Source organism: Streptomyces physcomitrii (assembly GCF_012273655.1).
Classification (GTDB): Bacteria; Actinomycetota; Actinomycetes; order Streptomycetales; family Streptomycetaceae; genus Streptomyces; species Streptomyces physcomitrii.
The window spans coordinates 143,603-164,835 of record NZ_JAAWWP010000008.1 but is presented as its reverse complement, the minus strand read 5'-3'; the positions used below and the strand labels follow the sequence as shown (position 1 = coordinate 164,835).

Below are 21,233 nucleotides of genomic sequence, written 5' to 3'. Positions count from 1 at the left end.
ACGCTAAGACTTCTTGACGCGGACGGTCTTTGTCGACCGGGTCTCCAAGGTCATTTCGTCGGAGTCGGCGACCTTCGCCTTCAGTCGCACAGTACCCGTCGCTTCGTCCACCACGTCCACCACCTTCGCCAGGAGCTTGGCCGTATCCGCGTTCCCGGAGGCGCTCGCGAGCTGTACCGCGCGCCCCAACTTGGCGGTCGCGCCGTCCAGATCGCCCGCTTTGCGTGCTTCGAGCCCGCGCTGGATGACGTCCGCCAGCTCGGCCTGGCCGGTGTAGTGCGCGACCTGGGGGTTGAGCGAGGTGGAGGCCGCCATGTCGTCGGTCCACACCGCGCGTACCAGCCCCTGGGAGAGCGTCTGGACGCCGCCGTCGGCCTCCGTGATCACCAGCGAGACCCGGGCGGCGAGCATCTCCCGGCCGATCGCCGCGTCCGGCACCTCGATACAGAGGTGGTAGTCGCGGGACTCGTCGCCCCAGGAGCCGGTGGGGTAGTCGCCCGCGCGCGGGCCCGCCTCGGCGCGGCGGTCGGTGAGTTCCTCCACGGTCGGGGCGACCTGCTTGACGAAGCGGATCTCGGAGCCGAGCGGGGTCCACAGACGCAGCGCGACATCCGCGATCTCCTTGCCCATCGCCTGCTCCATCATCCGCGTGAAGTCCTCGCGCAGACCGGACGGGTCGGCGACGATGTCGGCCGAGCCGAGCAGCGCGGAGGCGATGCCGGTGACCTCCTTGACCTCCCAGTCGGTGCCGACCCCGCGGGCGTCGCAGGTGAAGCTCCCGGCGCAGTCGTCGAGCGCGGCCTTCAGGTCCTCCGGGGACTCGTGCTCGTTGCGTCCGTCGGTCAGCAGGATGCCGTGCCGGATCGCCGCCTCGGCCCCGGTGAGCAGCCCCTTGGCCAGCCGCAGCCAGGTGCCGATGGCGGTGCCGCCGCCCGCCGAGAGGCTCCGCAGCGCGTCCTTCGCCTCCTCCCGCGTACGGGAGTCGGCGACCGCGAGCGCCCCGCCGCCCGGGTAGACCTCCTTGGCCACGTGCGTACCGGCGATCACCGCGAACCGCACCCCGTCGCGCAGGGTGTCGATCGCCGCGGCGGTGGCCTCACGGGCGCCGCGCATCTTCGTGGACGGGTAGTCCATGGAGCCCGAGCAGTCCACCATGATCGCCACCGCGGCGTCGGGTGCGGCGGCGCCGTACAGCCCCGGTGCGCTCACCGCGCCGCCGACCGTGCCGCCGCCCGTCGCGGTCACCGTGACGATCGCGTTGACCTCGCGGCCGCCCTCCGGCAGATACTCGTTCTGGTACACCTCGACCGAGAACCGCGGGCCGATCGGCTTCGAGAAATTCGCCATCCTTCGTGCTCCCCCTAGTTATCCGGGCACCTGGCTGTCCGTTTCGCCCGGACATCCCGCGCCTCAGGCCGATACTTCCCCCGTCGCCGAGGGCGGGAACGGCAGAACCGCCACTGTTACGTTGTCGTGGCCCCCGCCGTCCAGGGCGTGCCCGACGAGCACCTGGGCGCTGTGCAGGGGGCGTTCGGCGGCGTCCGCCGGGAGGACGCGGGCCATCTCCTCGGCGGCCTCCGCGTAGTTCCACAGCCCGTCCGTGCAGACCACCACGGTGCCGGGGCGGTCGGGCTTGAAGCTGGCGATGTGCGGCTCCACCTCGTAGGCGTCCGCGCCGAGCCACCCGGTGATCGCGTGGGCGCGCTCGTCGGCGTAGGCCTCGGCCTCGGTCATCAGCCCGTTGGCGACCATCTGCGCGGCCCAGGAGTCGTCCTCGGTGAGCCGCGCGGAGGGCGCCGTACGGTCCAGCGGCACCCAGTAGGCGCGGCTGTCGCCGACCCAGCCGACGGTGAGCAGTTCACCGGCGATCACCGCGCTCACCAGGGTGCAGGCGGGCGCGTTCTGGTCGACCTGCACCCCGCCCTGGGCGGCGAGCGAGTTGACCGCGCCGGAGGCGGCGAGGATCGCCTCGTGCATCGCCTGCTGCGGGTGGGTGCCCCGGGGCAGCGCGGCGAGCAGGGTCTCGTTGGCCGCGCGGGAGGCGGCGAGCGAGGCCTCGTCGGGCCGGGTCGCCGAGGACACCCCGTCGCAGACCACGGCGACGACCGCCTCCGAACCGTCCGGCAGGGCGGTACGGGAGACGGCGAAGGCGTCCTCGTTGCGGTGGTGGCGCAGGCCGCGGTCGCTCACCGCGGCGACGGCGCCCAACTCCTGCTCCATGTGGTCGCGTTCGCGGGGCTGGGCGTGGCCGCAGTTCTCGCAGTAGCCGTCACTGTCCACCCGGCCGAGGCGGCAGGCCACGCAGGCCCTGCCCCCGCCGGACTCCGGGGCCGCGGGCACGGCCAGCCGCGGATCGGCCGCCGCGGGCGCGGCGAGCGGGTAGTCGGTGCCACCGGTGTGCGCGGCGTCCGCGGCGTTCTCGGGGTTCCCGGTATGCGCGGCGTCCGCAGCGTTTTCGGGGTTCCCGGCGTCCCCGGCCCTGGCGTCGTGGCGCAGGGCCTCCTCCTCGGTACGGGGCAGGGCGATGCCGGTGGAGTCGGTGCCGGGCAGTTCACTGCCGTGGTGCACCGGCACGGGACGGTCCGAGCTGTCCACCTCCGGCGCCTCGGGCCAGTCCACCGAGCCCTCGGCCGGGGCCCTGCCCGCGGGCACTGGGACGGCCGTGCCCTCCGGCGGGGTGCTCAGCGCGACCGTCGGCCGGTCGCCGGGCCCGCCCGGGCGCGCCGCGAGGTCCAGCCCGCAGGCACCGCAGAATCTGTCGTCCGACTCCAGCGGCTCCGCGCAGTTCGGACAGTTCGCACCGGCAGCCGGCTGGTCGATCTGCGACATCACTCACACCCACGTCCGGGGGCGGAGGCGGTTGGCCCGCTCCACCAGTTCGATCCTCTCCTCACCCCGCTGCGCGAGCCGGGCGAGGGTACGGTACGAGCGCTCCAGACCGAACCGCAGTCCGCGCTCGTCCAGTTCGCTGCCGAGCAGCACGGTGCGGGCACCGCCCGCGGCCTCCGCGCCGCTCCGGCCCGTGGAGAGTACCCAGTCCAGCGCCGTACCCAGAACCTCCGTGGACAGGCGTTCGCGGCGCAGCGCGTCCAGGCCGTAGCCGTCGAGCGCCTCCACCTGGCCCGCGGCGGCGGTGAGTTCGGTGAGGAAGGGCACGTCGTTGCCGGGGCCCGCGGCGGGCTCCGGGGCGCCCACCCGGTGGCGCAGTCTGGCCCGTACCGCCGCCACCCGGGCCGCCGTGTAGTGGATGGAGGACTCCGGCACCGACTCCAGGGTGGCCACCGCGCCGCGCCGGTCGCCCGCGGCGAGCTGCACCCGCGCGAGTCCGAAGGCGGCGCTGACATAGCTGGGGTCGGTCGTCCAGACCAGGCGGTAGTACTCGGCGGCGTTGTCGAGCTGGCCGAGGACCTCGGCGCAGACCCCGAGGGCCAGCTTCGGCGCCGGTTCGCCGGGGAAGGCGTCGTAGACCGCGTCGAAGGAGAGGGCGGCGTGCTCGCGGTCGCCGGTGGCGAGCGCGGCGACGCCGCGGTACCAGACCACCCGCCAGTCGTCCGGGTGGGCGCTCTCCAGGCGGGCCAGCGACTCGGCGGCCGGGGCGAGTTGGCCCATCTCCAGGCGGGCGCGCAGTTCGCGCAGCCGCAGTTCCAGCGAAGGGTTCGGCGCCGCCTCCAGGGCGGTGAGCAGCTCCGCGGGCGCGGAGGCCATCAGACCGGCGAGGAAGCCCGCGTTGGCGTCGCCGGGGTCCACCCGCGGCACCGGCAGCGCCAGCGAGGCCGCCGGGGTGTCCAGCGCCTTCACCAGCGAGCCGGGCGGCGCGGGCGCGGCGGGGCCCGGCGGCAGCGCGGCGCCCGCCCGCTTGCGCCCGGGCCCGGCGGTGAGCGGGCGCGGGCCGAGCCGGGAGACCTCCGCCTCGGCCTCGCCGAACAGCTCGGTGTCGGTGACCTTGGTCTCCGGCCCGAAGAGGGTGGACAGCGAGGGCCGCGGCCGCCCCGACTGGAGCGCGACGACCTCGCGCAGGACGCCGGTCAGCTGCTCGGCCATCTCCTGCGCGGAGGCGAACCGCCGTGCCGGATCGGGGTCGGTGGCCCGCACGAGCAGGCGGTAGAAGGACTCGTAGCCCCGGAAGACCGCGATGCTGTCGGGGTCGGGCAGCGAGTCGGCGTAGACGTTGGTGTAGCCCTGGAAGTCGAAGGTGAGCACGGCGAGCGTCCTGGCCACCGTGTAGAGGTCGGAGGCGACCGAGGGGCCGACCTCGGCGACCTCCGGGGCCTGGTAGCCGACCGTGCCGTAGATGGCCGACTCCTCGTCGTTCATCCGGCGCACCGCGCCCATGTCGATCAGCTTCAGCTGGTCCTCGGTCTGGATGGCGTTGTCGACCTTGAAGTCGCAGTAGAGCAGATTGCGGCTGTGCAGGTGCCCGAGCGCCTCCAGGGCCTCGATGCCGTACGCGCAGGCCTGCTCCACCGGCAGCGGATCGCGCTTGCCGCCGGCGGTGCGCCGCTGGTTGGCGATCTCCTTCAGCGACTTGCCGCCGACGTACTCCATGACGATGTAGCCGTCCAGGGAGCCGGTGCGCTGGTCGAGGTGCTCGACGAAGTTGTAGATCCGCACGATGTTGGCGTGCTCGATCTCGGCGAGGAAGCGCCGCTCGGAGATCGCCGCCGCCATCGCGTCCTGGTCCCCGGTGTCCAGGAGGCCCTTGAGGACCACCCAGCGGTCGGAGACGGCGCGGTCGACGGCGAGGTACACCCAGCCCAGCCCGCCGTGCGCGAGGCAGCCCACCACCTCGTACTGGCCGTGCACGATGTCGCCGGGACCGAGCTTGGGCACGAAGGAGTACGGGTGGCCGCACTTGGTGCAGAAGCCCTCGGTGCGCCCGGGGCGTTCGCCGCGGGAGCGGCCCACGGGGGCACCGCAGTCGCTGCGCGAGCAGAACCGCTTGCGCTCGGGGACCTCCGGGTTCTGCTGGACCATCGCGCGCGGATCGGGCCGCGGCACGTCCGGCACCTGCACCAGCCCGGCGCCGAGCCGCCCGCGCCCGGAGGAGGAGGCGCCGGAGGTGCCCGAACTGCGCACCGAGACCGAACGCGAGGAGCTCCGCCCGGAGACCGAACGCGAGAGGCGGCCGGAGACCGAGCGGCGGGAGGTCGAGGACCGCGAGGAGCGCGAGGAGCGCGCCGACTGCGCGGAGGACCGGGAGCTGCCCGCCGAGCCCTGGCCGCCCTCCCCGCCCGAAGTCATCCCCGTGGAAGGGGAGTTGACCATGCCGGTGGGCGAGACGACCGGGGCCAGGCCGCAGGTGTCGCAGTACAGCTCACCGCCGCCCATGTCCTCGTAGGCGCCGGGGCAGCCGGGCCGCTGGCACGACTGTCCGCTCATGAGTCCCCCCTGGAGTCGGTGGGTCCGCCCTGTTCGGGGACCCGCGGCGTCAGCGCCTCGGCCGCCGCCTGCTGGTAGCGCCGCACCGCGGCCTCGGCGGCGCGCAGATCGCAGGGCGCGCTCCACAGCATCCGGCGAGCGGTGTCGTAGCGCTCCAGGAGCAGCGGGTCCTCCGCGTGGCCGAGCCGGGCGACCTTCGCCTTGTACGCGTCCAGGCGGCCGCGCAGCTCCGCCCGCACCGCCAGCGGGGCGGTCACCGCGGTCAACGACTCGCGGGCGCGCAGGAGTTCGTCCTCCGCCTTGGCCTCCAGGGAGTCGAGCAGCGGGGAGAGGCGGTTCCACTGGGCGTGCCTGCGGTACTCGGCGGCCGTCGCCAGCTGCTCGTGCAGCGCGGTGGGCGGCCCGGAGACCGCGGGCACCTCGAAGGCGGCGATCTTGGCGAGCACCTCGCCGCGCGCGGTGCGGGCCTCGGCGAGGGTGCGGTCGGCGCGGGAGAGCACGTCGCGCAGCCCGTGCAGGCGGGCCTCGGCGTCCTGGCGGACCGCGAGCACCGCCTCGATCTCGCGGCGCACATCCTCCAGGGCACGCGCCTCGCGGTCGTAGCGCTCGGTGTCGGGGCGCCCGCCGCCGGGCGCCGAACTGCCCCCGGCGGACTGCCAGAAGGCCAGCGGGTCGCTGATCACCTGGGCGCGCAGCCTGGTGAGCGTACGGGCGATGCGCGCCAGGTCGTCACCGGCCGGGTGCTCGCCGGGGCGCACCCCGACGGAGTTGGCGAGGCTGAGGGTGCGCTGGAGCTCCGCGGAGAGCAGGTCTATCCGGGCGGGCAGCGCCGACCAGACGGCGTCCGCGGCGACCACCATGTCCAGGGAGTGCGCGTACAGCTTGTTCATCCGGTCGACGAGCTGCCCCAGGGTGAAGCTCTCGCTCAGCGACTGGGAGCCGGTGAGCCGCGCGGCCACCGCCCCGGTCGCGCCGGGCACCGTCACACTGGCGCCGCGCAGCCGCTCGGTCAGCTCGGCCAGCGCCTCCTGGCTCAGCCAGCGCTTGCCCGCGCGCAGCGAGCGGGCCTCGTGCAGGGCGGCCGTATAGGCGTCGAAGTACGACCAGAGGAGGGTGATCGAGGAGTCCGCCTCGGCCCAGCGCTCCGCCGTGACGCCGGTCAGCTCGGCGCCTTCGAGCAGTCTGCGCCCGGCATGGTCCTGCAGCGAAAGGAGCGAGGTCTCCACGGCTTCGTGCTCGGCGCCGAGTCGCGCCAGCGCACGGTCCACCTCGTCCCGGTCCATCACCGGCCCGGGGGGTCCCGCGACGCCCATCGATCACCTCTTGAGTCCTGTGTGGGTCACATCGAGTCCTGCTGTGGAGCACATCTGCTGCGGTCCGGGGCTCCGCGTACTGCACCGGGCCGGGTTCCTCTCCCGGCTGTCTCCTCCCTGTCTGTCCTGTCCGGCGCCCGGCTCTCCTCCTGCGGTCAGCGGTACTTGGCCGCGGGCGGCCCGCTGGACTTGCCCAGGTCCGCGGCCAGCCATGCGTCGTACGAGGACTTCCAGCCGTTCTTCCGGTAGTCCACGAGCACTTGGTTGACCCGGGCGACCAGCTTGGTGGCGCCCTTCTTCATGGCCACGCCGTAGAACTCCTCGGTGAAGGGCTCGCCCTTCAGCTCGATCGTCGGGTCCTGGGCGGCCTGGCCCGCGCCGAGCGCGCCGTCCGTCACGATCGCGTCGACCTCGCCCAGCTGGAGCCGGACCAGGCAGTCGAGCTGGTTGGGCACCGTGGTGGAGAGGTCCGCGCCGTAGCTCTCCTTCTTCAGGGCGGCCTGTGCGGTCGAACCGGCCGCCAGGCACAGCTTCTTGCCGGAGAGCGAGTCGTCGTAGCCGGTGATCTCCGAGTTCTTCGGCGCGAGGACCTGCTGGCCGGTCTCGAAGTAGGCGGTGGAGAAGTCGACGTCCTCGATGCGCTCGCAGTTGATCGTCATGGTGCGCACCACCATGTCGACGTCCCCGCTCTGGATCGCGGGGATGCGCTGGTTGGTGGGGATGGCGCGGAACTGGACCTTGTCCGGGTCGCCGAGGATCTTCTCCGCGATCTCGTGGACCAGGTCGATGTCGAAGCCCTCCAGGTCGCCGCCGGGCTTGTTCGGGTCGCGGTAGCCCCAGCGGTAGCTGTTCTGGTCGACGCCGACCACCAGCCGGCCGCGGTCCTTGATCTTCTCGATCTCGGGCCCGCTCCCGCCGGACGGGCGCACGCTGGCCTCGGGATCCTTGCAGTTGTCGGCCGCGGGCCTGGCCTTCGCCACCCCCGGTCCGCCGGGGCTCGCGCCGCTCTCCTGGCCGCGGGAGTGGAGCACCGGCAGCAGGACGAACACGGCCGTGAGCACGATGGCCACCGCCATCGCGGCCACCCCGCCCCAGCCGCGCAGCCCCCCGAGAACGGCTCGCCGCCTTGTCACGCCACACTCCTCAACTCCGCCGGTACGCCTGCCTCCTGGCCCGGGGGCCCGCTGTGCCCCGCCCACAGTGTCCCCTCTCACCGGTACTCCGAAAGCCTGCGCCCGATGCCGAGCACCGCCGCCGCCGCGCCGAGCACCGCGAGCAGCGCGATGCCGACCGTCAGACCGGTCATCGCGCCGCGCCCGTCCTCGGCCGCGCCGGTGAACTGCCGCTGCTCATGGGCGACCGCCTCGCCGAGCGCGCGGTCCACCTGGTCGAAGGACTCGCCCGTGGGGTCCTTGTCGTCGGCGCCGATGACCTTCTCCAGCGCGCCCTCGTAGTCGCCGGTGTCGTCCCTCTCGCGGGCCAGGGTGTGGCGCTCGGTCCAGGCGCGCAGTCCGTCGGCCGCCTTCGCCACCGGCTCGTCGCCGTCCCTGTCGTCGGCGAGCCGGGCCGCCTCGCCGAGGAGTCCGGACTCCGCGTCGCCGAGGCTCCTGATCTGCTTCTGGTAGTCGAAGTCGAACTTGTCCTGCGACCTGTCCTTGACCGTGACGGTCTCGGCGCCCCGGCTGACCAGCGTCAGGTTCTCGTTGCCGCGGGCCTTCAGGGCGGCGATGCGCGCGTCGTTGAGCACCTTCAGGGAGCGCACCCCGCCGTCGTAGGAGTCGTCGAGGCCGGAGCGGGCCACGCTGTGCCCGACCGCCAGCCACAGCACGGCCACCGTGGCCGCGGCGGTCGCGGCGAGCAGGCCGTGGTTGAACACCCGGTTGGTGTGGCGGTAGTTGCGGTGCTGCGCCCAGCCCAGCGCGCCGAGGGCGAGGACCCCGAGGGCGAGGGAGAGCCACGGATACGGGGTCGCGTCGTCGTAGTCGCCGCGCAGCCGCTCGTTCTCGCTGGTGTAGAGCTTCTCGGCGGCCGGGAGCATCTCGCGCTGCATCCGGTCGTTCGCGTACCGCAGGTAGGCGCCGCCCAGCGGCAGGCCCTCGCGGTTGTTGGCGCGGGCCCGCTCGATCAGACCGGTGTACTGCGGGAGCAGCTGGTTGAGTTCGGCTATCGCGTCGGCCGAGCCGCTGTCCGCGCCCGAACTGGAGGCGGCCCGCGCCAGCTTCTCCGAGGCCCGCTCGATGTCCCGGTCGTAGCGCTCGCGCACCGCGGCCGGTTCCTGGCCGCCCGCGAGGAAGCCGCTGGAGGCCGCGGTGTTGGCGTCCGCGAGGGAGCGGTAGATGTCCGCCGCGTCGCTGCTGAGCCGCTGACTGCGGTGCAGCACGTCGTCGGCGGCCGCCGAACGGGCCGAGGTCTCCCAGGCGGTCACCGCGCCGAACACCACCACGAGCAGGGCGAGTACGGCGCCGATGATGCGCAGCCGCCCCGGCTCGGTGGTCGCCGCGGCGCGCAGCCGCTCGACGCCCTCGGCCCAGGCCGTGCGCCGCCCCGGCCCCGGCGGCGGGGTGCCGGGCGCGGCACCCGGCGGCCCGGCGGGCGCCTGCTGCGGCGGTACGGCGGGCATGGCAGGCGGCGCCGGGACCGGCGGCGCGGCGCTGCCGTTCGGCGGGTGTGTCACCTGTGCCTCCCCCTCGGTCGTCTCGCGGTCACCTCCGCCCGGTCCGGGACAAGAGGTGCACGGGCGCAAGTATGGCCGCAGGGACCGACATCCACACCAGCGTTCCACGATCTTGATACGGCGACGGCGCCCCCGGCTCCCTCCGGCGCACCGCCTCCGCACTTGTACACGTACGCGCGGGCACATCGGTTCCCGGGTGGCGCCGGATGCGCCGGTGGTGACCCGACCGGCGCCGTCCTGGGGCGCTTTGACCGGAAAGGGTGTGTCGCGGGGGCCGGTGGTGAGGGGCTTCGGGGCGGCCGGAGCGGGCCGGACGGCCGGGGAGATCAAGGGAGTTGAGGGAGGGGAGGGAAGCGCCGGAGCGGGCCGGAGCCGAGGGGGGCGGGCGCGGGGTGCGGGCGTCGAGAGGTTCAGGCGCCGAGGGGGCGGGTGTCCAGGGGGCCCATGTGCCGAGGAGCGCCGGTGCCCTGGGCCCGCGGCGCTCCCGCGCGTCGTGCGGCGGTTACGCGGTTACTTGGAGAGGTTGGGCGGCGGCACGATCGGCGAGGCCGCGACCGACTGCGGTGAGGTGGCCGAGGCGTAGGCCGAGGGCGCGGCCACACCGGCGGAGGGGTCGTCGGCCTCGGGCTCCGCCTGCGCGGGCAGCCCGCCGACGAGGCGGATCCCCGCCCGGTCGAAGGCCTGCTTGACCCGCCAGCGCAGCTCGCGCTCCACGCCCAGCGACTTGCCCGGCATGGTCTTCGCCGACAGGCGCACCGTCATCTGGTCGAGCAGCACGCTGTCCAGGCCGAGCACCTCCACCGGGCCCCACAGCCGCTCGTTCCACGGCTCGTCCTTGGCCAGCTGCTCGCCGACCTCGGTCAGGGCGGCCTTCACCCGGTCCAGGTCCTCGTCCGGGCGGACGGTGACGTCGACCCCGGCGGTGGCCCAGCCCTGGGAGAGGTTGCCGATCCGCTTGACCTCGCCGTTGCGCACGTACCAGATCTCGCCGTTGTCGCCGCGCAGCTTGGTGACCCGCAGGCCGACCTCGATGACCTCGCCGGAGGCCACCCCCGCGTCGATGCTGTCCCCGACGCCGTACTGGTCCTCCAGGATCATGAAGACGCCGGAGAGGAAGTCGGTGACCAGGTTGCGGGCGCCGAAGCCGATCGCCACGCCCGCGACGCCCGCGGAGGCGAGCAGCGGGGCGAGGTTGATCTCGAAGGTCGACATGATCATCAGCGCGGCGGTGCCGAGGATCAGGAAGGAGGCCACCGAGCGCAGCACCGAGCCGATCGCCTGGGAACGCTGCCTGCGCCGCTCGACGTTGACGAGCAGGCCGCCGAGCGCGGTGCCGTCCACGGCCTGCACGGTGCGGTTCATCCGGTCGATCAGCCGGGTGATCGCGCGCCGGACCACGCCCCGCAGCACCGCGGCGACGATCACGATCAGCAGGATCCGCAGGCTCACGGCGAGCCACTGCGACCAGTTGTCCTGGAACCAGCCCGCGGCCTCGTTCACCCGGTTCGGGGTGTTCCCGAAGGAGCCGGAGCGGTCATCGGTGCCGGTGGCGGCAAGGACGGACGAGAACACGGCGGGAACCTCCAGATCAGCTGCCCGCCCGTACGGTCCGGCAGTCTTCACGAGGTGAAGCCGTACGGGCAGCACCAACCACACTAACGGGGCATCGTGTGCGGATCGGTGGGCGGTTTCGGGGAGGAAGGCGGGGGAGAACCGGGAAAAGATGTGCTCACCCTGGGCCTTCGCACGGCCGCGCCGGGAGGCGGGCCGGAAGGCCGGTGTGGGGCAAAACACTCCGTGCCCGTTACGGGTACATGGTGGCGCTCCGACCAGGCATGAGGAGAGACTGACTGCAGATCGTCCCGGCGCGAGCCACGCGCCGCCGGCGTACAAGGAGGCCTACGTGCCGCATGTCCTGGTCCTCAACGCGTCGTACGAGCCGCTCGGCGTCGTACCGCTCCGCCGCGCGCTCGTCCTCGTCCTGGAGAACAAGGCCATCTGCCTTGAGGAATCCGGCGCCTTCCTGCACAGCGCAAGCCGCACCGTGCCCGCACCCAGTGTGGTCCGGCTCAAGCGGTTCGTGCGGGTCCCCTACCGGGGGCCCGTTCCGCTCACCCGGCGCGCCCTGTTCGCCCGCGACGGCGGCCGGTGCATGTACTGCGGTCAGGCCGCCACCAGCGTCGACCACGTGATCCCGCGCAGCCGCGGCGGTCAGCACGTCTGGGACAACGTCGTCGCCTCCTGCCGCCGCTGCAACCACGTCAAGGCCGACCGCCACCTGCGCGAACTCGGCTGGCGGCTGCGGCACCCGCCCGCCCCGCCGACCGGCCTGGCCTGGCGCATCATCGGCACGGGGCACCGCGACCCGAGCTGGCTGCCCTATCTCCAGCCGTACGGGGCGCAGGACGCGCTGGCGCGGATCGAGGGGGTCTCGGCCTGAGGGCCCGGTCCTGGACCGGCTTCTCGGGCGGGTTCCGGGGCCGGTCTGCAATCACCGGTCAGGGGGACCGGCCCGCCGCTCCCGGGATCGTCAGTCATAGGAGCGGGGACCCTGGGATCGCCGGTCCCAGGATCCGCGGTCCAGGGACCGGCAATCCCGGGACCGACAATCCCGGGACCGACAGTCCAGGGACCGACAATCCCAGGCGCACTGTCCGCGCACCCGCACCCCCGGACGCGCCCCACCCGCACCCACGCCCCACCCCCTCCGCAACCACCCGATCGGGTAGCACCCCTCCGCGGTCACCCGACGACCGTACGTACGCCTGGCCAGGCCCCGGCCCCGCCACGGCGGGCCGCCCGGCCGTCCGGGCGCGGGGCGGCGGGGAGCCGGACTGTGGGCAGCGTCACGTTGGTGGGGCGAAGATGTCTGGGTTGGAGTTCACTGGGTAGAGCTTGCTGTCATCGGGACGCGACGATCCGGATACCGGACGCCGGGCTTCCGAGCCTCGCACCCCGCACTCTCCGCCCAACCGCAAGGAGCCCACCGTGGCCGCTTCAGCGCATGTCCTGCCCACCGCCCTGTCCAAACGCAGCGGGACCCGGCCCCTGACCGTGGTCCCCGAACCCGCCTCCGCCCTCGACGACGCCGCGCTCTTCACCTCCGAGGGGTCCTTCGCGGAGCTGCCGCTGACCAGCGAGCCCCCGCTCGCCGACGCGGCCCCGCTGACCAGCGAGCCCCCGCTCGCCGACGTACTTCCCCTCACCAGCGAGCCGACCGCCAACGCCACCGCGGCCGGGCCGGAGTCCACGGGAGCCTAGACCTCACGGGAGACCCGATGCCGCTGTCCCGGCTCGCCTCGCTCCACGGCGTCGCCACCTCCTACTCGCCCTCACCCGGCCGGGACGTTCCGGTGCCGGAGTCCACCGTGATCGCCGCGCTCGCCGCGCTCGGCGTGGACGCGAGCACCCCCGGGGCCGTCCGCCGGGCGCTCGCCGTACGGGAGGCCGAGGACCGGGAGCGGCTGCTGCCCCCGACCGTGGTCTGCTGGGGCACCGAGGAGGCCGGGCAGGCCGAGGCGCTGCACCGGCTGCCGCCCGGCACCCGGCTGCGGGTCACCACCAAGCAGGGCGAGACCCGGGCCGAGACCACCGGGCTGCCGCCGGGAGTGCACCGCCTCGACGCCGAGGCCGCCGACGGGCGCCGCGCCGAGGCCCGGCTGATCGTGGCGCCGGAGCGCGCGCCCGCGCCGCACGCCCGCACCTACGGACTGCTCGTCCAGCTCTACTCGCTGCTCTCCGCCCGCTCCTGGGGCATGGGCGACCTCGGCGACCTGGCCGAACTCGCCTCCTGGGCGGGCCGCGACCTCGGCGCCGGTTTCCTCCAGGTCAACCCGCTGCACGCGGCCCTGCCCGGAGCGCCCTCCGACCCCTCCCCGTACCGGCCCTCCACCCGCCGCTTCCCCGACCCCGTCCATCTGCGCATCGAGGACATCCCCGAATACGCCCAGCTGCGCGGCGAGCAGCGCGCGGCGGCCGAGGAACTGCTGCGGCGGGCGGCGGCGCTGCGGGAAGGAGTCCTCGGCGAGGGGAAGCTGATCGACCGGGACGCCGTCCGGGAGCTCAAGGAGCAGGCCCTCGCCCTCGTGGCCGCGGTGCCCCAGGGGCCGGGCCGCCGCGCCGCCTACTGCGACTACCTCGCCCTCGAAGGCCGCGCCCTGGAGGACCACGCCACCTTCTGCGCCTTCGCCGAGGTGCACGGCAGCGACTGGCGCGGCTGGCCCGAGGAGCTGCGCGACCCCCGCTCCACCGGGACCGGGCGGCTGCGCGGCGAACTCCGGGACCGCGTCGACTTCCACTGCCTGCTCGCCTGGCTGACCGACTGCCAGCTCGCCGCCGCCCAGCGCGCCGCCCGGGAGGCGGGCATGGCGGTGGGCCTCGTGCACGACCTCGCGGTGGGCGTCCACCCCTCCGGCTCCGACACCTGGGCGCAGCAGCGCTACTTCGCCGAGGGCATGTCGATCGGGGCACCGCCGGACGCCTTCAACGCCCGCGGCCAGGACTGGGGGCTGCCGCCCTGGCGCCCCGACCGGCTCGCGGAGAGCGGCTACGCCCCGTACCGCCGGCTGCTGCGCGCCCTGCTGCGGCACGCGGGCGCGCTGCGCATCGACCATGTGATGGGCCTGTTCCGGCTGTGGTGGGTGCCCGCGGGGCAGCCGCCCACCGAGGGCACCTACGTCCGCTACGACGCCGAGGCGATGCTCGCCGTGCTGCTCCTGGAGGCGCACCGAGCGGACGCCCTGGTGATCGGCGAGGATCTCGGCACCGTCGAGGACGGCGTGCGCGAGACGCTCCAGCGGCGTGGGGTGCTCGGCACCTCGGTGCTCTGGTTCGAGCGGGACTACCGGGGCTCCGGGCGCCCGCTGGCCCCCGAGGAGTGGCGCGCGGACTGCCTGGCCACCGCCACCACCCACGACCTGCCGCCCACCGCGGCCCGGCTCAGCGGCGACCACGTCCGGCTGCGCCGCGAACTCGGCCTGGACGGACCGGAGTCGGGCGGCACCACGGGTCACGGCGACGAGGCGGGCCCGCCCGCGACGGCGGCCCCGGCACCGCCACCGGACCCGGCCGCCGACGCGGCCGACGCGAACGGCGAGGCTCGTGCGGCTGACAGCGAAGCCCGGGCGGCTGACAGCGAAGCCCAGGAGGCCGAGAGCGAGGCCCGGGCGGACGAAGAGGCCCAGGAGGCCGAGGCCACCGAGGTCGCGCAGTGGCTGGCCGTCTTCGCGCGGCTCGGGCTGCTCCCGGCCGGGGCGGGCGACGAGGAGGACGAGATCCGCGCGGTGCACCGCTATCTGCGCCGCACCCCGGCCCGCCTGGTCGGCGTCTGGCTGCCGGACGCCGTCGGCGACCGCCGCCCGCAGAACGTCCCCGGCACCTCGGACGCGTACCCCAACTGGCGCCTGCCGATCGCCGACGACCAGGGCAGGCCGGTCACCCTGGAGGAGCTGGCCGCCTCCTCCCGCCTCTACTCCCTCATCGACGTCTTCCGCTCCCCGGAGGCCTCCCCGGGGCCCCGATCGGTACCCCCGGACGCGCGAGTGCTCTAGCCATTCGCTACGTTGGGCCCGTGGACAAGAAGAACGCCCTGCGCGCCGGAGCCCTGACCGCCGGTACGACGCTGATGATGCTGCTGATGACGGCCCCCGCGCTCGCTGCCACCCCGGACGACGGCGACGACCCGGGCGCCAAGCTGAGCGTGGTGGAGACGCTGGGCCTCTTCGTGGCCGCGCCGCTCGTGCTCTTCCTGGTGATCGCCGGACTGGTGATGGTGGGCGACAAGTCCCGCAAGCAGCAGAAGCAGAGCTGATCCGCGCCGTGTGACCGACCGAGGGCGTGGCCCGTACCCCAGCTCGGGTACGGGCCACGCCCTCGGCATGCTCGCGGGCCGGTCCGGATCCGGACTTGGACCCGGACCCGGACGGGCCCATCCGGATGCGTAAGCGCCGATCCGGAGGCGCACGGGCCGATTCTCCGGCCGGGCCCTCCGCCCCGCCGCCGGGCCCTCGCCGAGAGCCCTCCCTCCCGGACGCCGACGGGCGGCCCCCAGCGCGGGGGCCGCCCGTCTCACCTCTCAACCGTCACGGCCGCGTCCTGCCGACATCACCGCGTCCTGCCGCCATGGCCACGCCATGCCGCCATGGCCGCGTCCTGCCGTCACGGCCGGATGCGTTCAGCGGGCGCTCGCCGCCGCGTCCGCCTCCTGGGCCCGCAGCGCGCGTTCCACGCCCGAGCGGGACTCCGAGACCAGCCGCCGCAGCGCCGCGTTCGGCCCGGCGGACTCCAGCCAGGCGTCGGTGGCCGCCAGGGTGGGCTGCTCGACCTGGACCGCCGGGTAGAGGCCGATCGCGATCTGCTGGGCCATCTCGTGCGAACGCGACTCCCAGACGTCCTTCACCACCGAGAAGAAGCGCTCGGTGTACGGGGCGAGCAGCTCGCGCTGGTCGGTCTGGACGAAGCCCGCGATGACCGCCTCCTGCACCGCGTTGGGGAGCTTGTCCGACTCCACCACCGAGGCCCAGGCCTCCGCCTTCGCCTCGTCGGTGGGCCGGGAGGCACGGGCCGTGGCCGCGTGCCGCTCGCCCGCCGCGGTGCGGTCCTTCTCGTACTCGGCGGTGATCTCCGGCTCGTCGAAGCGGCCCACCGCGGCGAGCCGCTGCACGAAGGCCCAGCGCAGCTCGGTGTCGACCACCAGGCCCTCGACGGTGTCGGTGCCGTCGAGGAGCTGCTCCAGGATGTCCAGCTGCTCGGGGGTGCGGGCGGTGGCCGCGAAGGCGCGGGCCCAGGCGAGCTGGTGGTCGCTGCCCGCCTCGGCGCCGCGCAGATGCGCGAGGGTCGCCTCGGTCCACCGGGCGAGGCCGGTCTCCCGCCAGTTGGGGTCCGCGTAGAGGTCCAGGGCGAGCTTGACCTGGCGGTGCAGCGACTGCACCACGCCGATGTCGGACTCCTTGGCCACCCCGGCGAGCACCAGGTCGAGGTAGGCGCGCGCGGGCAGTTCGCCGTCGCGGGTCATGTCCCAGGCGGAGGCCCAGCTCAGCGCGCGCGGCAGGGAGTCCGCGAAGTCGCCGAGGTGCGCGGTGACCACCCGCAGCGACTCCTCGTCGAGGCGGACCTTCGCGTACGAGAGGTCGTCGTCGTTGAGCAGGATCACCGCGGGGCGGCGGACGCCCACCAGCTGCGGGACCTCGGTGAGTTCGCCGTCCACGTCCAGCTCGATCCGGCCCGACTCGCCCTCGCGGCGCACCAGTTTGCCGCTCGCCTCGTCGAGGTCGTAGAGGCCGATCGCGATGCGGTGCGGGCGGAGCACCGGCTCGCCCTTGGCGCCGGCGGGCAGCGCGGGGGCCTCCTGCCGTACCGCGAAGGAGGTGAGCACGCCCTCCTCGTCGGTGGCGAGTTCGGGGCGCAGGACGTTGATGCCCGCGGTCTGCAGCCACTTCTGCGACCAGGTGGCCAGGTCCCGGCCCGAGGTCTCCTCCAGGGCGCCGAGCAGGTCGGAGAGACGGGTGTTGCCGAAGGCGTGCCGCTTGAAGTAGCCCTGCACGCCGCTGAAGAACTCGTCCATGCCGACATAGGCGACGAGCTGTTTGAGCACCGAGGCGCCCTTGGCGTAGGTGATGCCGTCGAAGTTGACCAGGACGTCGTCGAGGTCGTTGATCTCGGCCATGATCGGGTGCGTGGACGGCAGTTGGTCCTGCCGGTAGGCCCAGGTCTTCATCGAGTTGGCGAAGGTGGTCCAGGCGTGCGGCCAGCGGCTGCCGGCGGCGTGCGCCTGGCAGGCGACGGAGGTGTAGGTGGCGAACGACTCGTTCAGCCACAGGTCGTTCCACCACTCCATGGTGACCAGGTCGCCGAACCACATGTGCGCCAGCTCGTGCAGGATGGTCTCGGCCCGCACCTCGTAGGCGGCGTCGGTGACCTTCGAGCGGAAGACGTACTGGTCGCGGATGGTCACCGCGCCCGCGTTCTCCATCGCGCCCGCGTTGAACTCCGGCACGAAGAGCTGGTCGTACTTGGCGAAGGGGTAGGCGTAGTCGAACTTCTCCTGGAACCACTCGAAGCCCTGCCGGGTGACCGCGAAGATGGCCTCCGCGTCGAGGTGTTCGGCCAGCGAGGGGCGGCAGTAGAGGCCCAGCGGCACCGACTGGCCGTCCTTCTCGTAGCTGCTGTGCACCGCGTGGTAGGGCCCGGCGATCAGCGCGGTGATGTACGAGGAGATGCGCGGCGTCGGCGCGAACGCCCAGACGTTGTCGGCCGGTTCGGGGGTCGGCGAGTTGGAGATCACCGTCCAGCCCTCGGGCGCCCGCACGGTGAACCGGAAGGTCGCCTTGAGGTCCGGCTGCTCGAAGGAGGCGAACACCCGCCGCGCGTCCGGCACCTCGAACTGCGTGTACAGATAGGCCTGTTCGTCCACCGGGTCGACGAAGCGGTGCAGTCCCTCACCGGTGTTGGTGTACGCGCAGTCGGCGACCACCCGCAGCTCGTTGCCGCCCTCCTGCAGATCCGCGAGGGCGATCCGGGAGTCGGCGAAGACCGCGGCGGGGTCCAGGGCCGCGCCGTTGAGGACCACCTCGTGCACGGCGGGCGCGACCAGGTCGATGAAGGAGGAGGCCCCGGCTTCGGCACTGTCGAAGCGGACGGTGGTCACCGACCGGTAGGTCCCGCCCTCCTGCGCACCCGAGAGGTCGAGATCGATCTCGTACGAGTCAATGGTGAGCAGCTTCGCCCGCTGCTGCGCCTCTTCACGGGTCAGATTGGTGCCGGGCACGCGGTCATCTCCTCGATGCGTCTTCTTCAGAGCGTCGTTCGTTCGGGGTCGGGTCCGTCACAGGTGACGTTCCGGCCATCCTTCCACGCGGACACCCTCCAAGACGATGTCCCCATAGGGCCGGTGAACAGGGGCGTACCCGAACGGGCGGGACTCATGACGCACCGCGGCACCCGCTGCGCCCCGGTCCGGGACGCACCCCGGGGCCGATACACCGACGGGCCGATGCACCGCCGGGCCGGTACGCGACGGGCCGCCACCCCCGCGCGGGGAGTGGCGGCCCGGCAGGCGCGGGAGCCGGGGCCTCAGCCCTTCAGCTCCGCCGCGACCAGCTCCGCGATCTGCACCGCGTTGAGCGCGGCGCCCTTGCGCAGGTTGTCGTTGGAGAGGAAGAGCGCGAGGCCGTTCTCGACCGTCTCGTCGGCGCGGATACGGCCGACGTACGAGGGGTCCTTGCCCGCGGCCTCCAGCGGGGTCGGGATCTCGCAGAGGGCGACGCCGGGGGCGCCCGCGAGCAGCTCCTGGGCGCGCTCGACGCTCAGCGGCCGGGCGAAGCGGGCGTTGACCTGGAGCGAGTGGCCGGAGAAGACCGGCACCCGGACGCAGGTGCCGGAGACCTTCAGCTCCGGGATCTCCAGGATCTTGCGCGACTCGTGGCGCAGCTTCTGCTCCTCGTCGGTCTCGAAGGAGCCGTCGTCGACGATGCTGCCCGCGAGCGGCAGGACGTTGAAGGCGATGGGCCGCTGATAGACGTTCGGCTCGGGGAACTCCACCGCCTCGCCGTCGTGGGTCAGCCGGTCGGCCTCGGCGGTGACCTTCTGCGCCTGGCCGTGCAGCTCGGCGACACCGGCGAGACCGGAACCGGAGACCGCCTGGTAGGTGGCGACGACCAGGGCTTCGAGCCCGGCCTCGGCGTGCAGCGGGCGCAGCACCGGCATCGCGGCCATGGTGGTGCAGTTCGGGTTGGCGATGATGCCCTTCGGGCGGTCGGCGGCCGCGTGCGGGTTCACCTCGGAGACGACCAGCGGCACCTCGGGGTGGCGGCGCCAGGCCGAGGAGTTGTCGATCACGACCGGGCCCTGGGCGGCGACCTTCTCGGCGATCGCCTTCGAGGTCGCGCCGCCCGCCGAGAAGAGCACGATGTCCAGCCCCGAGTAGTCCGCGGTGGACGCGTCCTCGACGGTGACCGGGAGCCCCTTCCAGTCGATCGTCGACCCCGCCGAACGCGAGGAGGCGAACAGCCGCAGCTCCTCGACCGGGAAGTCCCGCTCCTGGAGGATCCCGCGCATGACTGTGCCGACCTGACCGGTGGCTCCGACGATTCCGACCCTCACGGGGACTCCTTCTCTGCGGCCCGGGCCCGCGAACTGGGCCTTCGTACGTGTCCATGATGCGTATGTCCTGCGCCGACTTGTCCAATCCATTGTCCGGTCCCTGGGACACGTGACCTTCGGCACGCCGGGCTCGACGGGGGGTTCTCCTGCGATTCACCCCCGTGCGGAATTTCCCGGGCCGCTGCGCGAACGTTCCGGCCGCCTGCCGCGTCGTAGGAGGGACGCACGGGGGAAAGCACGCAGGGGGAGGGGTGGCGCATTGCGCTGGGGGAAGGGCCGGGAGGCGGAGCGGGAGGCGGATCCGCTCGACGCCGCCCAGGAGAACCGGGTACGGGCCGTGCTGGTGCTCGGCGGGGTCCCGCGGTCGGAGGTGCCCGACGGGGTGCAGCAGGTCAGGCTGCGGCTCCTGGAGCGGGCCGCCCGCGGCCTCGAAGCGCCCCGGGACGTCTCGGCCTGGGCCGCGGTCGTCGCCTCCCACCTGGCGATGGACTGGCACCGGGCCCGCAGGCGGCAGGAGGGGCTCGGCGAACGCCTGGCCGCGCTCCGTCAGGAGCAGCAGCCCGCCGCCGACGAGCGCAGCCTGCTCTCGCTGGCCGTCGCCCGCGGCCTCGACGCGCTCACCGACCTCCAGCGCCAGGTGGTGGTCCTGCGCTTCTACGCCGACCTGCCGGTGCGCAGCATCGCCGAGGAGCTGGACCTGCCCGAGGGCACCGTGAAGAGCCGCCTGCACGCGGCGGTACGGGCCCTGCGCGTACGACTGCACGAGGACGAGGTGGTGTGACATGACCGGGAACGGCAGCCCCGCGCACGGGGGCGACGCGGCCTTCGCGGCCGATCCGCTGAGGGCCGCGCTCTTCGGGGAGCCGCTGTCCGCCGAGGTCCGGGACGACGCGGGCTTCAGGGCCGAGCACGCGCGGGCGGTGGCCGACCTCGCCCTGCTGCGGGAGGGCCTGGCGACCCTGGCGGAGGAACTGACGGGCACGGCGGCCACACCGTCCCCGTCTCCTGGTGCGTCTCCTGGTGCGGGTGCGGGTGCGGGTGCGGGTGCGGGTGCGGGTGCGGGTGCGGATGCCGGTGCCGGTGGGCGGGAGCTCTCCGCGCCCTCGCGCGCGCACGCCCCCGGGCGCCGCACCCGGCGCCTGGTCCTCGGGCTGGCCGCCGCCTCGGCCGCCGTGGTGCTCGGCGCGGCCGGCCTCACCACCCTCGGCGGCGGTGACCGCGAGGGCGCGGACGACGCGGCGGGCGCCCGGCAGCCGGAGGCGAGCGCCCCGGGTGCGGAGCGGCCGTCGGACCGGGACGGGGGATCCGCGGGCGGGGACCTGAGCCCCGAGGGGTACGTCGCCTGCGCCGCACTGATCGTCGAGGGCACGGTCCTGGAGGTGACGCCGGTCCCGGGCGGCCTGGAGGAGCGGGTGGTCCTGGCGGCCGAGCGCTACTACAAGCCGGAGCGCGGCAAGCCCCGGGTCTCGTTCGCGATGGGGGTGGACTCCTCCCCGCGGCTGCGCGTCGGCGACCACGCGCTCATCGGGATCCCCCGGGGCGCGGCCACACCCGACATCTGGTCGACCGGCAGCCGGGTCGACGAGGACCGCGCGTGGATCGAGGCCGCGCTGCCGAAGGCCCGGAAGACCGAGGGCATCTCCTGCGGGGGGCCGGGCCACACGTCCTGAGCCGCCCCCGCCCATGGAGCCGCCCGCTGGACCCGATCTCCCCGTACGCAGCCGAAGTGCCTGCGACTCAGGGGGAGTTGCAGGGGGAGTGGGCGGGAC

15 protein-coding genes are annotated in these 21,233 nt (G+C 73.9%); 6 read left to right on the top strand and 9 right to left on the bottom strand.

Annotated features, from left to right (window positions below):
* Positions 1-3: 3 nt before the first annotated feature.
* The 7 genes from HFV08_RS15335 to HFV08_RS15305 form a co-directional block, all read right to left on the bottom strand.
* Positions 4-1,347, bottom strand: coding sequence for a vWA domain-containing protein (locus HFV08_RS15335; protein ID WP_168539793.1), 1,344 nt, complete (start codon positions 1,345-1,347; stop codon positions 4-6).
* A 63-nt stretch (positions 1,348-1,410) separates the two neighbouring features.
* Positions 1,411-2,829 (bottom strand): PP2C family protein-serine/threonine phosphatase, encoded by a 1,419-nt coding sequence (locus HFV08_RS15330; RefSeq protein ID WP_168539791.1) that lies wholly within the window; start codon positions 2,827-2,829, stop codon positions 1,411-1,413.
* Between the two features lie 3 nt (positions 2,830-2,832).
* Positions 2,833-5,379: a serine/threonine-protein kinase gene (locus HFV08_RS15325; RefSeq protein WP_168539789.1), complete on the bottom strand. Its 2,547-nt coding sequence runs from the start codon at positions 5,377-5,379 to the stop codon at positions 2,833-2,835.
* Complete coding sequence (locus HFV08_RS15320) at positions 5,376-6,692, bottom strand: coiled-coil domain-containing protein (protein WP_168539787.1); 1,317 nt, start codon at positions 6,690-6,692, stop codon at positions 5,376-5,378. Before HFV08_RS15320 ends, HFV08_RS15325 begins: the two co-directional genes overlap by 4 nt.
* Positions 6,693-6,847: 155 nt before the next feature.
* A complete protein-coding gene (locus tag HFV08_RS15315) occupies positions 6,848-7,768 on the bottom strand; it encodes a glutamate ABC transporter substrate-binding protein (protein WP_168540033.1) in 921 nt (306 codons plus the stop codon).
* Between the two features lie 134 nt (positions 7,769-7,902).
* Complete coding sequence (locus HFV08_RS15310) at positions 7,903-9,366, bottom strand: GlnX family signal transduction membrane protein (RefSeq protein ID WP_168539785.1); 1,464 nt, start codon at positions 9,364-9,366, stop codon at positions 7,903-7,905.
* A 510-nt stretch (positions 9,367-9,876) separates the two neighbouring features.
* A complete protein-coding gene (locus HFV08_RS15305; RefSeq protein WP_168539783.1) occupies positions 9,877-10,938 on the bottom strand; it encodes a mechanosensitive ion channel family protein in 1,062 nt (353 codons plus the stop codon).
* Between the two features lie 331 nt (positions 10,939-11,269).
* Here HFV08_RS15305 and HFV08_RS15300 point away from each other — a divergent pair, with 331 nt between their 5' ends.
* From HFV08_RS15300 to HFV08_RS15285, 4 genes are all read left to right on the top strand, one after another.
* Complete coding sequence (locus HFV08_RS15300; RefSeq protein WP_040253551.1) at positions 11,270-11,806, top strand: HNH endonuclease; 537 nt, start codon at positions 11,270-11,272, stop codon at positions 11,804-11,806.
* A gap of 548 nt (positions 11,807-12,354) precedes the next feature.
* Positions 12,355-12,627, top strand: a complete 273-nt coding sequence (locus HFV08_RS15295) for a hypothetical protein (RefSeq protein WP_040253554.1) — start codon at positions 12,355-12,357, stop codon at positions 12,625-12,627.
* 17 nt (positions 12,628-12,644) lie between these two features.
* A complete protein-coding gene (malQ, locus tag HFV08_RS15290) occupies positions 12,645-14,915 on the top strand; it encodes a 4-alpha-glucanotransferase (RefSeq protein ID WP_168539781.1) in 2,271 nt (756 codons plus the stop codon).
* A gap of 20 nt (positions 14,916-14,935) precedes the next feature.
* Complete coding sequence (locus HFV08_RS15285; protein ID WP_040253556.1) at positions 14,936-15,175, top strand: hypothetical protein; 240 nt, start codon at positions 14,936-14,938, stop codon at positions 15,173-15,175.
* 363 nt (positions 15,176-15,538) lie between these two features.
* Here the strand turns inward: HFV08_RS15285 and pepN are convergent, their stop codons facing one another.
* Together pepN and HFV08_RS15275 are read right to left on the bottom strand one after the other, a co-directional pair.
* Positions 15,539-18,130, bottom strand: coding sequence for an aminopeptidase N (gene pepN, locus HFV08_RS15280; RefSeq protein ID WP_168539779.1), 2,592 nt, complete (start codon positions 18,128-18,130; stop codon positions 15,539-15,541).
* A 305-nt stretch (positions 18,131-18,435) separates the two neighbouring features.
* Positions 18,436-19,464 carry an aspartate-semialdehyde dehydrogenase gene (locus HFV08_RS15275; protein ID WP_168539777.1) on the bottom strand — a complete coding sequence of 343 codons (1,029 nt, stop codon included), beginning with the start codon at positions 19,462-19,464 and terminating at the stop codon, positions 18,436-18,438.
* 259 nt (positions 19,465-19,723) lie between these two features.
* On the opposite strand from HFV08_RS15275, the gene HFV08_RS15270 reads away from it, so the two are divergent.
* Together HFV08_RS15270 and HFV08_RS15265 are read left to right on the top strand one after the other, a co-directional pair.
* The gene (locus HFV08_RS15270; RefSeq protein ID WP_168539772.1) at positions 19,724-20,245 is read left to right on the top strand and encodes an RNA polymerase sigma factor; all 522 of its coding nucleotides are present in this window, start codon (positions 19,724-19,726) and stop codon (positions 20,243-20,245) included.
* Between the two features lies 1 nt (position 20,246).
* Positions 20,247-21,134 carry a hypothetical protein gene (locus HFV08_RS15265; protein WP_168539770.1) on the top strand — a complete coding sequence of 296 codons (888 nt, stop codon included), beginning with the start codon at positions 20,247-20,249 and terminating at the stop codon, positions 21,132-21,134.
* The last annotated feature ends 99 nt before the right edge of the window (positions 21,135-21,233 follow it).